This is a genomic window from Spirobacillus cienkowskii (genome assembly GCF_037081835.1).
GTDB lineage: Bacteria > Bdellovibrionota_B > Oligoflexia > Silvanigrellales > Silvanigrellaceae > Silvanigrella > Silvanigrella cienkowskii.
This window is the reverse complement of record NZ_CP146516.1, coordinates 930568-945718: the sequence shown is the minus strand read 5'-3', so window position 1 is coordinate 945718 and position 15151 is coordinate 930568. Positions and strand designations below refer to the sequence as shown.

General features: G+C 36.0%; 10 protein-coding genes. 4 read left to right on the top strand and 6 right to left on the bottom strand.

Annotated features, from left to right (window positions below; translation table 11 throughout):
* Positions 1 to 5: 5 nt before the first annotated feature.
* The 3 genes from Spiro2_RS04225 to Spiro2_RS04215 all read right to left on the bottom strand — a co-directional run bounded on the left by Spiro2_RS04225 (position 6) and on the right by Spiro2_RS04215 (position 3097).
* Complete coding sequence (locus Spiro2_RS04225) at positions 6 to 983, bottom strand: pyruvate dehydrogenase complex E1 component subunit beta (protein ID WP_338637275.1); 978 nt, start codon at positions 981 to 983, stop codon at positions 6 to 8.
* A 25-nt stretch (positions 984 to 1008) separates the two neighbouring features.
* Positions 1009 to 1977: a pyruvate dehydrogenase (acetyl-transferring) E1 component subunit alpha gene (pdhA, locus tag Spiro2_RS04220; RefSeq protein WP_338637273.1), complete on the bottom strand. Its 969-nt coding sequence runs from the start codon at positions 1975 to 1977 to the stop codon at positions 1009 to 1011.
* A gap of 208 nt (positions 1978 to 2185) precedes the next feature.
* On the bottom strand, positions 2186 to 3097 hold the full coding sequence (locus Spiro2_RS04215) for a dimethylarginine dimethylaminohydrolase family protein (RefSeq protein ID WP_338637271.1): 912 nt from the start codon (positions 3095 to 3097) through the stop codon (positions 2186 to 2188).
* Between the two features lie 413 nt (positions 3098 to 3510).
* On the opposite strand from Spiro2_RS04215, the gene Spiro2_RS04210 reads away from it, so the two are divergent.
* From Spiro2_RS04210 to rpsR, 4 genes are all read left to right on the top strand, one after another.
* Positions 3511 to 4632, top strand: a complete 1122-nt coding sequence (locus Spiro2_RS04210; RefSeq protein ID WP_338637269.1) for a glycosyltransferase family 1 protein — start codon at positions 3511 to 3513, stop codon at positions 4630 to 4632.
* Positions 4633 to 4693: 61 nt separating this feature from the next.
* Positions 4694 to 6553 (top strand): translational GTPase TypA, encoded by a 1860-nt coding sequence (typA, locus tag Spiro2_RS04205; protein WP_338637268.1) that lies wholly within the window; start codon positions 4694 to 4696, stop codon positions 6551 to 6553.
* Positions 6554 to 6622: 69 nt separating this feature from the next.
* A complete protein-coding gene (gene mutS, locus Spiro2_RS04200; RefSeq protein WP_338637267.1) occupies positions 6623 to 9583 on the top strand; it encodes a DNA mismatch repair protein MutS in 2961 nt (986 codons plus the stop codon).
* A 122-nt stretch (positions 9584 to 9705) separates the two neighbouring features.
* Entirely contained in the window at positions 9706 to 9951 is a 246-nt protein-coding gene (gene rpsR / locus Spiro2_RS04195; RefSeq protein ID WP_338637266.1) for a 30S ribosomal protein S18, read from the top strand.
* Positions 9952 to 10014: 63 nt separating this feature from the next.
* Here rpsR and Spiro2_RS04190 read toward each other — a convergent pair whose 3' ends face one another.
* From Spiro2_RS04190 to Spiro2_RS04180, 3 genes are all read right to left on the bottom strand, one after another.
* Entirely contained in the window at positions 10015 to 11172 is a 1158-nt protein-coding gene (locus Spiro2_RS04190; RefSeq protein ID WP_338637265.1) for a hypothetical protein, read from the bottom strand.
* Positions 11173 to 11616: 444 nt separating this feature from the next.
* Positions 11617 to 13074: a sigma 54-interacting transcriptional regulator gene (locus tag Spiro2_RS04185; protein ID WP_338637264.1), complete on the bottom strand. Its 1458-nt coding sequence runs from the start codon at positions 13072 to 13074 to the stop codon at positions 11617 to 11619.
* Between the two features lie 173 nt (positions 13075 to 13247).
* Complete coding sequence (locus Spiro2_RS04180) at positions 13248 to 15122, bottom strand: methyl-accepting chemotaxis protein (protein WP_338637263.1); 1875 nt, start codon at positions 15120 to 15122, stop codon at positions 13248 to 13250.
* Positions 15123 to 15151 lie beyond the last annotated feature (29 nt).

The following is a 15151-nucleotide window of genomic DNA, read 5'->3' as shown; positions in this document are numbered from 1 at the left end:
TTTCTTTATTTATATAAAACAGCTTTAATTGCAGCAATTGTGCGTTCCGCTGTTGGCATCACTTCATGCTCAAGACGCTCGTTATAAGGCATAGGGACAAATAAATTTGTCACTCTTTCAGGAGGAGCATCCAAATAATCAAAACACTCTTTAATGACTCTATCAACAATGTAACAACCAAAAGATGCCACACCCCAACCTTCTTCCAATACAACAAGTCGATTTGTTTTGCGCACAGAATTAAAAATAAGCTCCTCGTCTAAGGGCATAAGAGTACGCGGATCGATAATTTCGACTTGAATTCCTTCATTTTCTAATTCTGCAGCAACTTTTTGTGCAATATAAACCATTTTGTTCCAAGCCACTAATGTCACATCAGAACCTTCTCGTTTGATATCACCAACTCCAAGAGGAATTGTGTAGTCTCCGTCTGGCACTTCGCCAGTACGTCCATACATCATTTCACTTTCTAAAAAGAGTACGGTATTGTCATCACGGATAGCAGATTTCATCAAACCTTTTGCATCTGCAGGAATAACAGTACTCACAATTTTAAGTCCAGGACAATTGACAAGCATGTGATCAACACACTGACTATGTTGTGCCCCAAGCATGTGCGCAGCTCCGTGTGGACCACGAATGACCATTGGCACTTTATACTGACCACCGCTCATATAATACATTTTAGCAGCATGATTGATAATCTGATCAAATGCTTGGATTGCAAAATTCCACGTCATCATTTCAATAACGGGACGCAAACCACACATTGCAGCACCAACACCAAGCCCCGCAAAACCCGCTTCCGAGATAGGAGCATCAACCACGCGCATAGGACCAAATTTTGCAAGCATTCCTTTGGTCACCTTATAGGCGCCATCATATTGAGCAACTTCTTCTCCCATAATAAAGACACTGGGATCGCGCTCCATTTCTTCTGTCAATGCTTGATTTAATGCATCACGTAACGTTAGAATAGCCATAGAATAAAACCTCAAACCCTAAATATTAAACAAGAACATGTTGATAAATTTCGTCTAATTCTGGCTCTGGAGAATCCTCCGCAAAAGCAACTGCCTTTTCCACAATTTCCGCTATTTCGTCTTCAAACTTTTCAAAATCATCTTCTTTAGCAGCTTTTTGTTGCAACATAATCTCTTTAAGGATGTTTAAACAATCGCGACTGCGTTCTTTTTCGACCTCATCTTTGGTACGATAATTGCCAGGATCAGAAACAGAATGTCCACGAAAACGATAAGTCTGCATTTCAACAAGAATTGGCTTGGATGTTTTGCGAGTTTCTTCTATAATTTCTTTCATTTGAATGTAAGTGTTGACAACATTACGGCCATCAACAACGGCCTGACGCATATTGTAGGCCTTAGCTCTGTCTGCTAATGACTTTAATGAACATGTTCTTGAAATCGCAGTTCCCATACCATACAAGTTATTTTCAATAATAGTAATGCAAGGAAGATCCCAAATAGCAGCCATGTTTAGCGCTTCATGAAACTGCCCCTGATTAATTGCCGCATCTCCAAGGAAGCACAGCGCAACATTATCTTCCTTATTGTATTTTATTTTCCATGCAGCACCAACTGCGAGCGGTACTTGGCCGCCAACAATCCCATGGCCGCCCATAAATTTAAGTGATTCAGAAAACATATGCATTGAGCCGCCTTTTCCGCGGGCACAACCTGTTACTTTACCTAATAATTCAGAAATCATCACCCCAGGATCCATGCCTAAAACAATAGGCATAACATGATCGCGATAACCAGTAATCACGTAGTCTTTGCCTTTTCTTATTGCATTTAAACAACCTGTCGAAACGGCTTCTTGACCTATATATAAATGACAAAATCCACTAAACTTTTGTTGAACATAGAGTTGCCCAACGCGTTCTTCAATACGTCGCCCTAGAAGCATTTCCTTATAAAATGCCACAAGTTGCTGATTTGGTAATTTTTGCGCCATCGATAAACTCTCCAAAAAAAATAAAATCAAAAAACTAAATGAAAAGTAATTTGCAAAAAACGCATCTGGGTTACAACCCAGATAAACTGCAGGTACGCTATGACAGAACAAACTAGACTGCAAGAATGCTCAAAAGAAAACCACACAACGCAACATATGATATGCATCGACAATTTTTTAAATATTAATATTTAATTTTAAGGATATTCTAATAAAACATCAATTTCATACAAAAAACAGAACCACCAGACTTAATAAATTCAGAAGTATCCACTTCTAAGGGAACATAACCTTGTTTTTGTAGCAATTTAATAACTTTAGTAGAACCCTTTTGAATAATTACATGTTTTTCATCAGGACAATGAGCGTTGCATGCAAACCCAGGAGAATCTGACTCTTCTAATGAAACTTCATATATATTTGGGAATATCGCATTCAAGAGTTTCCATCCTTCTTCTGTAAATGCCTCTTTGCATGCAAGGGCTGATGTTGCATTTAGGATACTAAGGCATGTATCAAGATGATAAAACTTTGGATTTTTTAGCTCAAAAATGGCGACGGGAGATTGTGTAATTTCTGAAAGTAACTGATAAATTCTTGCATCTGTTCTAAAACCATGACCACCAAGGATAAATCGATAACCAGGAAGCCATAGCGCGTCACCCATTGATTCAAAAAAATATCCCGAAGATCTTGAAGCAAGATGCTGTGTTGTGTAGTTATTATTAATTAAAAAATTGTTAATAAAGGCAACTTCTTTATTTCGTGTATCATTAAACATATTCGATAATATCGCATGTTTTTTGCCTGTGCGATCTAAAAACGGAAAACTTTGATTGGCACAAAACACCATGTCTGGTAAGTTTTGTTCTGGCGGACACACAAACACATTAAATCCTAAATTTTGATAAACTTTTTTTAAGTGCAGCCATTGCTCGATTGCTTTATTTTTATCTAAATTATGCAATGCCCCATCTTTTCGCCGCATATGCGCATTGATAGGATTATCAACATGAAAATAAGCGGGTTCTACCATTAAAACATTTTTAGCTGCAGCCATAGTGGCTAATGACTCTTTAGGAAAAGAGAACTCCTGTACATTGCGAACAACTTTATTCATTTAACACCCCTAACATGAACAAGATTGAACTTGTTACAATCTGAAAAATAACAAAAAAGTTATACAATTTTTAAATCTTACATTTTATTTGGCATAAAATAAAGTTTTGTAGTCGAATTTGATTGCATATTGCTAAATTATTTTTGATTTTATTTCTATTAATAAAATTATAATAATAATTTTATATACTTAAATACACATTGACGTCAAACTGTTTAATTCTCTTTTGGGAATACAAAAATAAGTTAAGAATATGAGTCATTAAGCAATGCAAAAGTTAATATTTTTAAAAATTGTAACGATATTGTTTTAGCAAAGAAATTTGTATAAAAATTATTTGTAAAAAATACAAATTTCATCTGTTTTTTTAATAAAAGAAGTTTGTTGAGTGAATAATTTACGGAGCAGGTAGAGTGAATACCGTTCGCAAAACAATTATGCTGGATGCACGCATTGTAAAAAAAGGGATCGAAAACGGAGTCACCCGTCATGTCCGTGAATTGATTTTTAATTTGATTGCAAATCCTGAAAATGATAAATTCCAGTTTATTATTTTGGTTTGTCAAAATTCAATTTTTTTAGATTATGAATTTCCACCAAATTTTATTTTTGTTAAATTAAAGTACAGTGAATTTGGTATTCTAGGCCAATTTGAAGTCTTATTTAAAATACTCAAATATAAGCCGAAAGTTTTTCACGCACCCTATTTTATTGTACCCTTACTTAGCAAAGTCCCATTAATTGCCACTTTGCATGATATGAATCATATTGCCTTTTCAAAACATTATTCATTATTTGAAAAATTTTATTATAATTTCTTATTAAAACGTCGCCTATTAACTGCCAAAAATATAATTACTATTTCAAACTTTTCTAAAAATGAAATCGTAAAATACCTCACAATCTCTCCCGAAAAAATTAAAGTTATTTACAATGGAGTTGTGAGTAATTTTAAACCACTCCAAAACTTTAGTAAAGAAAAAATCAATTCTGTAATCTTTAAATATAAACTGCCACAAAAATTTATTTTTACAGTTGGTTCAAATAGGCCACACAAAAATTTAGATATGCTGACAGAATCTTATTGCAAAGGAAATTTCCGAGTCCCTTTGGTCATTTTATCAAACTCCTATGAAAAATTACTAGAGATAGGAAAATATTATGGTAAAAATAAAAATTTACATTTTATTCAATATGTTTTTGAGGATGATTTTGCTGTGCTTTATTCGCTCAGTTCAGCATTTGTCAATGTTTCATTGTATGAAGGCTTTGGCCTTTCGGCACTAGAAGCGGCGGCTTGCGGCGTGCCTGTTGTTGTCAGCAACTGTGCAGCACTTCCTGAAATTATGGAAAATGCCGCAATTTATGTGGATCCTAACAACATTTTAGACATTCAACGAGGAATTAACGAAGTTCTTAATCACAATAAACCAAATATTGATAAAAATATTCAAACAGGTTTCCTTCAAGCCAAAAAGTACTCATGGGAACTGATGGCAAAAGAAACTCTCACCCTCTATGATAGTCTCCAATAATTTGATTTGCATTTCTAACGAAATATGAATACCAACGAAACGGAAATTGTTTTGAATCGATATGATTCAAAATCTTGTTGAAAGGCTTTGTATGACTAATATTAACGAAAATATGCGAAACATCGCGATTATTGCCCATGTTGACCACGGTAAAACGACTTTGGTTGATAAACTATTACAACAATCTGGTACATTTGCAGCACACCAAACCATTGCTGAACGCGTTATGGACAGCATGGATTTAGAACGCGAACGCGGCATCACCATTGCCGCAAAAAATGCTTCTATGGTTTACAAGGATACACGTATCAATATTGTAGACACTCCTGGTCACGCGGATTTTGGTGGCGAAGTGGAACGCACTTTGATGATGGTTGATGGTGCTATTTTGCTTGTTGATGCGGCAGAAGGTCCGCTTCCACAAACCCGATTTGTTTTACAAAAAGCGTTAAGCCGCAATTTGCGCATGATTTTAGTTATTAACAAAGTCGATCGTCCCGATGCGCGTATTGATGAAGTGTCAGAAATGGTTCAAGATTTGTTTTTAGAGCTTTCATCAGAAGATCATCACTTGGATTTTCCTATCCTTTATGCTTCTGGTAGAAACGGTTGGGCGAGCAAATCAAAAGATGTACAAACAGAAAACCTACAAGATCTTTTTGATACAATTCTTGAGCACGTACCGCCACCTCAAGTGTCAATTGAAGGCGGCGCTCAAATGCTGATTAACAATTTGAGCTACAACAACTTTTTAGGTCGTTTGGCAATTGGTCGCGTTGAAAGAGGCAGCCTCACAACCAACCAAAGTATTGTGCTTATTAATAAAGAAGGCAAAACTCAGCCTGCAAAAATTATCAAAGTGCGTGCTTATCGTGGCTTGGAACAGGTTGACGTTGAAAAGGTTTCTGCTGGTGACATTGCTATTGTGGCAACAGGTTTAACCGATCTTGCTATTGGTGATACCATTGCTGATGCTTCTAACCCAGAAGCTTTACCAAGAATTGAAGTTGACCCTCCAACAGTTGGAGTTGAAATCAGTGTCAATACCTCTCCAAGCGCTGGACGCGAAGGAACTTATTTAACAAGTAATAAGCTTTCAGAGTTTCTTAATAAAGAAGCAATGAATAATGTTGCTTTGCGTATAGAACCAACAGACTCTCCAGAAGTGTTTATTCTTAAAGCGCGTGGCGAGCTTCAAGTTGCAATTGTGATGGAAAACTTACGCCGCTCTGGTGGTGAATGCATGGTTGGCCGTCCTAAGGTGATTACAAAAGTACTTAACGGAACAGAAGTAGAACCTGTTGAACGCGTGGTGCTTGATGTTCCTGATCATAGCGTTGGTGCAGTAACAGAAAAGCTCTCCATTCGCAAAGGACGCCTTGAAAACATGCAAGCATTCAATAACGGTCGTACTCGTATTGAATTCAGTATCCCAACTCGTGGGCTTCTTGGCTACCGCAGTACATTTTTAACAGATACAAAAGGCGAAGGGCTTATGTCGAGCTACTTTGAAGGTTGGGAATCGAGTCGTGGAAACTTTCTTTCAAGAATTAATGGCGCCTTAATTGCAGATCGTTCAGGAAAAACGACAGAATATGCTTTAAGTGGCCTCGAAGAACGCGGTAGACTTTTTGTCGCTGCTGGTGAAGATGTGTATGAAGGAATGGTGATTGGTGAGCACAATCGTGATTCCAATTTAGATGTTAACGCTGTTCGTGAGAAAAAACTGACAAACATGCGCGCATCTGGCTCTGATGATTCAACAAAACTCAGCCCAATTACTAAACTTTCTCTTGAAACGGCATTAGACTGGGTTGAAGATGACGACTGGATCGAAGTCACTCCTAAAAACATTCGCGTTCGCAAACGCATTTTAGCTGCTAATCAACGCAGCGTATCACGTAAAGAAAAAGGAGAGTGAGTTTTACTCTCCTTTTTTTATAATTTATATTGCGCCTTGTGTTTGATTTTTTTAAAAAGGCGTTTTTGAATGACATATTTGCAAGATACTGATAATCAAAGCTTTCCACTTATTTCTAACTGGCTGACACAATCTAAAGAATTAGCACCACACCTCAAACCCATATTAGAACGCCTAAGTTTTGAGCATTGTTCTGGAATTGCCTTATCGCAGCTAGAATCGCCCATGATGAAGCAGTTTCGCCAAAGCAAAGACGAAGCGCCTGATGCGTTGTTATTTTTTAGAATGGGAGACTTTTACGAACTATTTGGGCTAGATGCCATTATTGCTTCAGACATTTGCGGTTTAACATTAACCTCACGCGATAAATCCAGCCCAAATCCTGTGCCCATGGCCGGAGTTCCTGTCGTTGGCTATAAAAATGCGCTTCGTAAATGTGTTTTAGCTGGTTTTAAAGTTGCAGTTTGCGAACAAATCGAAGATCCAAAATTAGCAAAAGGAATTGTAAAACGAGAAATTGTCCGCATTGCAACCCCGGCAGTTCCAGGAGACTTAGCCGATGACGAAAATCAAATGGAATCGCAACATGGCTGCTATCTTGCAAGCATTATAGAATTTAAAAAATGTTTTACTTTTTCTTATGTTGACGTATCTACTGGCGAATTTCGTATCACTTCGCAATTGTCAGAATCACTACTCATTCAAGAAATTTCAACAATTTTACCAAGAGAATTATTAGTACCACAAGCTTTAATTTCTAAAATAAAAACAATAATTACAAATAATCAACAACAAATTCCAACCATTGTCAGTCCCATTGAACTGTGGATTTTACGCTCTGAATCTGCATGCAAAGAGTTATTTTGTGAATTTTTTGTAGAAAAAGATTTTAATCGTTTTGGATTATCACAAACTCAACATGGCTTAACTGCTGTGGCTGCTATCTTACATTATCTTAAAAACACACAAAAAAATGTGTTACAAAATATTAAAAATATTTCTACCTACGAACTTTCGCAACATCTTATTATTGATGGTGGTACAAGAAAGCATTTGGATTTTTTTACAACATCATCAGGAGATCGCAAGGGAAGTTTATTTCATTTTTTAAATAAATGCAAAACTGCTGTTGGAAGCCGATTATTATTGCATAAGCTCAAATACCCTTTTAAAAAGCAAGACGATGTTGCAAAATCCCACAATAAAATTACAGATCTCCTAAATCATTCTCTTATTGCAAATGAGTTGACTGTTTTTTTAAAAGAAACAGCAGATATCGAACGCATACTCTCTCGCGCAGCCCAAAAACACCTCGATACCCGAGGTATGGCATGGTTACGCAACACCCTTATTCTGCTGCCAAAATTTAAAGAAACTATCGAAACTATTGCCAATTCAGTATTTTATACTGAAATTCAAAACTTTTTTTATGATATCGATGCTTTAAAAGCACTCTCCCAATTGCTTAAGGCAAGCTTGGTTGAAGATCCGGCTCCAATCATAGGCAAAGGGGGCACAATATTTCAAAAAGGGTTTTCGAGCGAACTCGATAAGGCCATCGATCTCACCACAAATTTTAATGACTTACTTGCAAATTTAGAAAAGAAAGAAAGAGAAAATGCCCAAATTGCAACCCTAAAAATTGGTTACACCGGTGCATTTGGTTATTATTTTGAAATTTCAAAAGGAAAAATTGCTCAAGCGCCAAAACATTTTATTCGCAAACAAACATTAACAAATTGCGAAAGATACATCACACCAGAACTTAAAGAGCTTGAAGAGCAAGCCTTACATGCCGCTGAAACCCGCGCTACACTTGAAAAAGAACTACTTGAAACCATTCGAGTACAAATTTTAGAACATTCTGAGCCACTGCTCAAAATTGCACAATGTATTGCTGAAGTTGATTTAACGCTAACATTCGCGCAACTTGCTCAAGAGTTTAATTGGTGCAAACCTATTTTGACTGAGGAAAATATCACAGAACTGCAGGAGTCTGTGCATCCTATTTTGGCGCAATTTGCACCAAGCAATGAACCTTTTATTGCAAACGACATTACCTTAGGACATCAAAACGGCAACAATGCACAAAGTCAACCCTTAATTCATTTGATTACAGGGCCTAACATGGCAGGTAAAAGCACAATCATGCGTCAGGTTGCTGTTGCGCAAGTGCTTTGCCAAATTGGCTGCTTTGTTCCTGCTAGCAATGCAAAAATTGGAATGGTTGATCGTATTTTTACCCGTATTGGCTCGGGTGATAATGCTCTCAAAAATCAATCCACATTTATGGTTGAAATGTTGGAAACTGCACACATGCTGCAATTTGCAACCGAAAAAAGTTTGCTAATACTTGATGAAATTGGCAGAGGAACCTCAACGTTTGATGGTTTGTCTTTAGCATGGGCCATTTTAGAAAGTTTGCATAATCAGGTAAAAGCAAGAACGCTGTTTTCGACCCATTATCACGAACTTCAAGATGTTGTTAAAAACTGTCCAAACATCTTGCCAATGCATATGCAAGCTACTGAAATTATTAATAATTCAAATACAGATTCCGCGCAAAAAAGCATTCAATTTACGCGCAAATACAAAACCGGCGCAGCAGGCAAAAGCTACGGACTGCATGTTGCAGAACTGGCAGGTATTCCACAAAATATTATTCAAAGAGCGAGCGAGGTTCTGCAAAATTTAGAGACACAAAACTTAAAACGCGCATGTCATCTAGAAACCGCAATAACACCAATTTCTATAGAAAGTGACAAGGGACACGAGCCAAAACACACTACATCAACCTATAAACACAATGAGTTACAAGACTTCTTGGCAGAATTAGACCTAGATCTTATAAGCCCCAAAAACGCACTCGATACATTGTATGCTCTCAAAGAGATGATACAAACACATGAAATTCTTAACAAAATAGCATTAGAATCTCTTGTCCCACAACAACGAATTCACTATAAAACCTTAAAAGAGCACAAAAAAAGAAAAGAAACCACATCAGAACACAAACCCACTCTATTTTAACTTGACGCAAACAAGTTGCTGTGTTTATCTGTTTTTTCATGTTTTGTTGAGTTGCTGCGTTGGATATATACGCCCAACGCTGCTGCCGCATCGTAATTCACAAACTTCTTTAGGGGTTTTCCATGGCAGTATCCACAGGTAAGAAAAAGCGTCGCTATTCCAGACCAAAGCGCACGCTCGATCCACAAATCACTTTTGATTATAAAGACACACAACTATTACGCCGTTTTGTTACAGAACACGGCAAAATTGTTCCTCGTCGCATCAGCGGCGCTAGTGCACAACAACAACGCTCTTTAACTTTAGCTGTTAAACGCGCACGTACTATGGCAATTTTAAGCTACGGCCAAGGTAGTGATTCACGTTAATTGTAATTATTGAGTCTTTTATTTAAAAGGTAGTTTAAATACTACCTTTTTTTATTGTCATGACTACAACATATCCTTTGGGTTTTCTGCGGCGATCACAGTAACACGACTCTCTATATTTTTATATTTAACCGTAAAAGTCGCTTTTTGATCTATTTCGGGATAATTTTTTGTCCCGTCTATGTTAGTACCATAGGCACAAATTTTCATGTCCTTGTCCTTAGTAGAAAACATATTAAAATTAGCGTTTTCATCCGTAGAAAGTTTGGTTTGAAACACATTATTAGAAATAGAATGAATAGAATCCTTTTTGTTATTAAAATCTTTTACAATAAGTGTGTAATTTTTACATGTGCCAGTTGGAATTGAAACTTCATCTACTATAGAATTATCAAATAATATGTCAATCTCCTTATATTTATCAACAACATTAATCGTAAATAATTGTTCCACATTAGGAGTATTGTTTACAAACAAGCGCATTGCATAGGGACCATAAGAAAATGTTGAAGGTATCTTAAAGTAAAAAAAATCAGTCGCTGTATCTGCCACAATATTTATTATTGGTAATGGAAAATCTTTTCCTTCTTGGTTTGTTGCAACAAGAGAAATTTCATCTGCAGAATTTAAATATTCCCTGTTTGCATTTAATTTGCGAATCACAGAAATTTTAAAAATTGCTGAATAATCATTTTGAGCCACATACAAAAAATTAAGTTTTCCCAAATTTTTATCCTGCGACAACGAATCTTGTGATAAAAATAAAATATTAATATAAATAATATTTATTGGAATCGTTGTTCTAACCTCAATTTCATCAATAGCTGTGTTTTTTTCATCTTCAAAAACAATTTGAGCCCTAGAACCAATTGGTGCCGCTCTACTATTTAGAAGAGTTAATTTTCCAGTTGATGCACAAACTTCTTGGTTTGTTCTATCAATAAAAAAATGCTTTTCGGGATCAATCAATTTTAAATTTTTATTTACAAGTTCATTTTGTAAAAAACTTTCAGCTATAATTTTATATTTGCTACAAGTAGCAGAAGAAATATCCTTATGATTAAATTCAATTTTAATATTGCCTTTTGGTTTATATTCTCCAAAAATCTTTCGTTTGAAATCTGAATCTGACAAGTTTTTATTGTCTTTTGAATTACAGCCTAAATTAATTAATAAAAAAACAACTATAGAACCAAAAAACGCCCGTGTGCATGAAGTCATACTCTTTCCTTTATTTAATTATTTTTTTTGTAGGTATAATTAAAATTTCTTATACCTCATGAAATAAACTATATTTATAAATTTTTTAAAACTTATTTATATATAAAAATAAAATAATATAAAAATAGATATTAAATTAAAATTAAAAATAATTTAGCAATTTTAAATCAATAAATATCAGACTTAAGTGTAAGTTTTAATTGTAATAATATAAAATTGATTTTTAACAATTAAATAAAATTTTAAAATCATTAAATTTAAATATAACAAATACGATGTTTTTTAACATTAAATTGCAAAAGTACAAGCTAATTATATTTATGTTTATTTATATTTTCATGTTTTGGCTCTAAGTAACGAAGATTTTGCACAATACACGAAAGGAAATGATAAATAAATATTAAGCAAAATAAACCACAATGCAATTTACAATATTTTAATTTTTTAAGGCGTATCTTCTGAACTAATATTTACAAAATCAATTCCTTCGAACTCTGATTTTTCGTTTCCAAGTCCATCAAAAATTGTAAATGCAGAATTTCTTTTTACTCGTCCAGTCTCATTTTTAACTGGCGATGATGTGGCTCGCTTTTTTAATTTTTCGACAAGCGTCGTGCGGTTCATAGAAAGCAATTGCGCTGCCCTATTTTTATTGTGGTTAGTCCTTCTCAGCGCTTCTGATATTAAGCGATTTTCAAACTCTTCTACCACCCGATAAAAATCAATTCCCGCTCCCAAATCAATTTCTTTTTTAATAAATTGATCAATTTCACTTGGCAAATCTTCAAACATAGAAGAAGCACGACTCATTGACTGATGCGCTTGATGTGAACTGACTTGATTTTGTGGATAATTTTGCTGCGTTCCAGCATTTTGAGAATAATTATTGACCGCAGATGAAAGAGAGTTTTTTGTTAATGTTGGCGTATGCCCAGATGCATGCGCATCTCGTGACATTGAATTTTGATACAAATTATGCTGTGTCATCGTATTTGTATGCATTGCTTTTGCATAACCTGAGACGTTGTTTTGTCCTGAAGTTTGATGAAACGAGTTTGAAAGGGCGTGATTATGATTTGCAGAAGCCTGATACGTTTGTGCAGATCTGTCATAAAAAGCATCAATATTATCTGTGACTAAATTTCTAAGTCGTGGGGGCAAATCACAAATATCAACACTTCCCGAAGTTTTTAACACAACAATCCGCTCAATTAAATTTTCGAGCTCCTGAATATTATGAGTCCATACATTTTGTAATAAAGCATTCATTGCATCATGCGAAATACCAGCAATCTTTTTAGATTTTATTTGATTAAATTTTTGAATAAAAAACTCAGTTAAAATAGGGATGTCTTCACGTCGTTCACGAATTGGCGGCAAATAAATTGAGGCAGCGGTCAGCTTATAATAAAGATCTTCTAAAAATGCTCCCCGCTTGACAAGCTGCTCCAAATCAACAGAAGTTGAACAAATAATTCGAACATTAATAGGCAAATCAAGACTTGACCCAAAACTCCGAATACTACCTTCGATCATTGTTTTTAATAAAGAGGCTTGCAATTTTAGCGAGAGCTTACCAATTTCATCAATATATAAAGTTCCGGCATCTGCTTCAACAAAATAACCAGATCTGCCTTGGCTATTTCCTTGGATATAACCATTTTCATAGCCAAATAAATCAAGCTCCAAACTTTCTTCGGTTGCCACACCGCATTTTACAGGAATAAAATTTGCTTTCGCGCGCTGCGATCGTTCATGAATAATTTTTGCAATTGCATCTTTGCCCGTCCCTGGTTCACCGGTGATCAACACTGCTGATGATGTTTCAGCAACTTTATACACAAGATGTTGCACATGCCTTATGATGGCACTGGATCCCATTAATGCATATGAACCATTCACAGAACGCCCCCTAAGCTCATATGGCAAAGCCAATTGACGCTTTCTTCAAAAGATAAAATTTATTCAAGAATACTTAGTTTTATTATGACACCTTGAAAAAATTTTAACAAGAGAACATTTGGGAGTTTTTTCGGCAAAAATTTAAAAAAGGAATAAACTGAAAAGATAACAACTTAGAAAAACACCACATCCCCTTTAACCAAAGACTCATCTTCAACGCTTGAGCTTGAACTGGAAACCGGTGCGGGAGCGGGTTTTGCAGGCGCAGGTGCCGCTGGCTTAGCAGGTGCGCTGGCTTTTGGCGCTGCACCAGAAGGTGGCGCTTGCGGTGGCGTATTCGCTGGAGGAGTTGTCGTTGGTGGAGGGGTACTTCCTCCTCTACCACTATCAGAACCACCTCCATCACTACCACCACCTTGCTGATGCGCCGCTTTTAATGCCAAGGCATCATTTTGCAATGCTTTATTAAGAAGTTCTTCAATGTTGATTTTGATCTTATCGAGAGGCTGCAATGCCTGATCAATTTGTTGTTTTGTAATATCTTGGAACTGTAAGCTTAAAATAATTTGATCGATATTTTTTGCCACACTTTCTGAGCTTGCAACAGCATTAGAAATGAGTTTAGTAAACACTTCTGTGCTTTCTTCTGCTGTACGAACCAATTCATTTACGGCGTGATCCACGTGAGTTTTCTTTTCTGTATTTTTCTTTAAGTTTTCTAGTAAGCTTCTACTAATATCTCTTACACTTGAGTTAACCTTACCGACAATTTGGATAATGTTATTACTCGCCAAACTTGTACGATCCGAAAGTTTACGAACTTCCTCAGCAACCACTGAGAAACCACGTCCATGTTCCCCAGCACGCGCCGCCTCAATTGCCGCATTGAGAGCAAGAAGGTTTGTTTGATCAGAAATATATTGAATTTCATCACTGATTTTATTAATTTCTGCCGTATTCACAAGAATGGTATCAATTGCTTGGGAGTAATCCATGTTTAATTTTGAGTTATGCTCTAACATTTCGATCATTTCACGAAGCAAAGACAAGCTACTTTGAATCACTTCACTCAATGATGTATTGCTATTGTTGCCTTTACCGCCTCTAAATTGTGCAGAAATTTCGTTAGATTCTTCTAAGTGTTCTTGTGCTTTTTCATAAATAAATCGTACTTTGTCACCAATTTCAATAGCACTGCGCTCCGTTTGATGAGTGACGTTATGCAATTGATTGGTCATCTCTGGCACAAGTGAAATAATTTCCTCTAACCGCTGTACCTGCTCACTGACACCAATTTCTTTTTGCGAAGTTTCGAGTTGTAACTTATTAAGCCGAGTTTGTTGCTCGAGTGCTCTTTCTTCGGCAAGCACAGCACGACTTTCTAGTGATTTAGCAAGCGAATCAAATTCACGCTTCTGTTCTTGGAGTTTCTTGTTCATGCTCTCAGCACTTGATTTCCAAAATTCCATATTTTTTTGTGCCTGAACATTTTTAGATTGAAACTCATGCTGCAAAGCAGATAAACGAGAATTGTTCACTTCTTCTAAATGTAACAACTGATGCCGCAAAGAAATAATTTCTCTTTGCAAAAGCTCTTCTTTTGATGCAGAGTCTTTAGATTTTGAACCAGACAGAGAAGTAATAGAAGGAATTGATGAAGCTTGTTCAAATGATTTTTTCTTAAGCTCAAGCTCTTCGATTTTTTTCACAAGCTCTTTTTCACGTGCTATGATATCTTTTTCTCTAATTTCGAGCTGTCTTGCTTTCTCGACATTTTCTCTTTCTGAGGTCATTGGAGACGCGGATTCGATTTCTTCTCGAATTGCACGCGCGGCATCATTGGCAATTTTGTCGAGATCATGTGTCAAAATTTCATCAATTCTTTTTCTTACAGAAAAAAACCATACATAAGAAAGCAAAAAAAGCACAACACTAACAGCAGTTGTAAGCATCCAATCCGTTGAAACAAACCCGGTAGATGCAATGGCACTGGCTCCAAATATTGCAATAAGAACAAATATTGTTGGTTTAAATCGGATTTCTTCCATGAAGCACTCCAGCCCGCGGTCTAAATAAA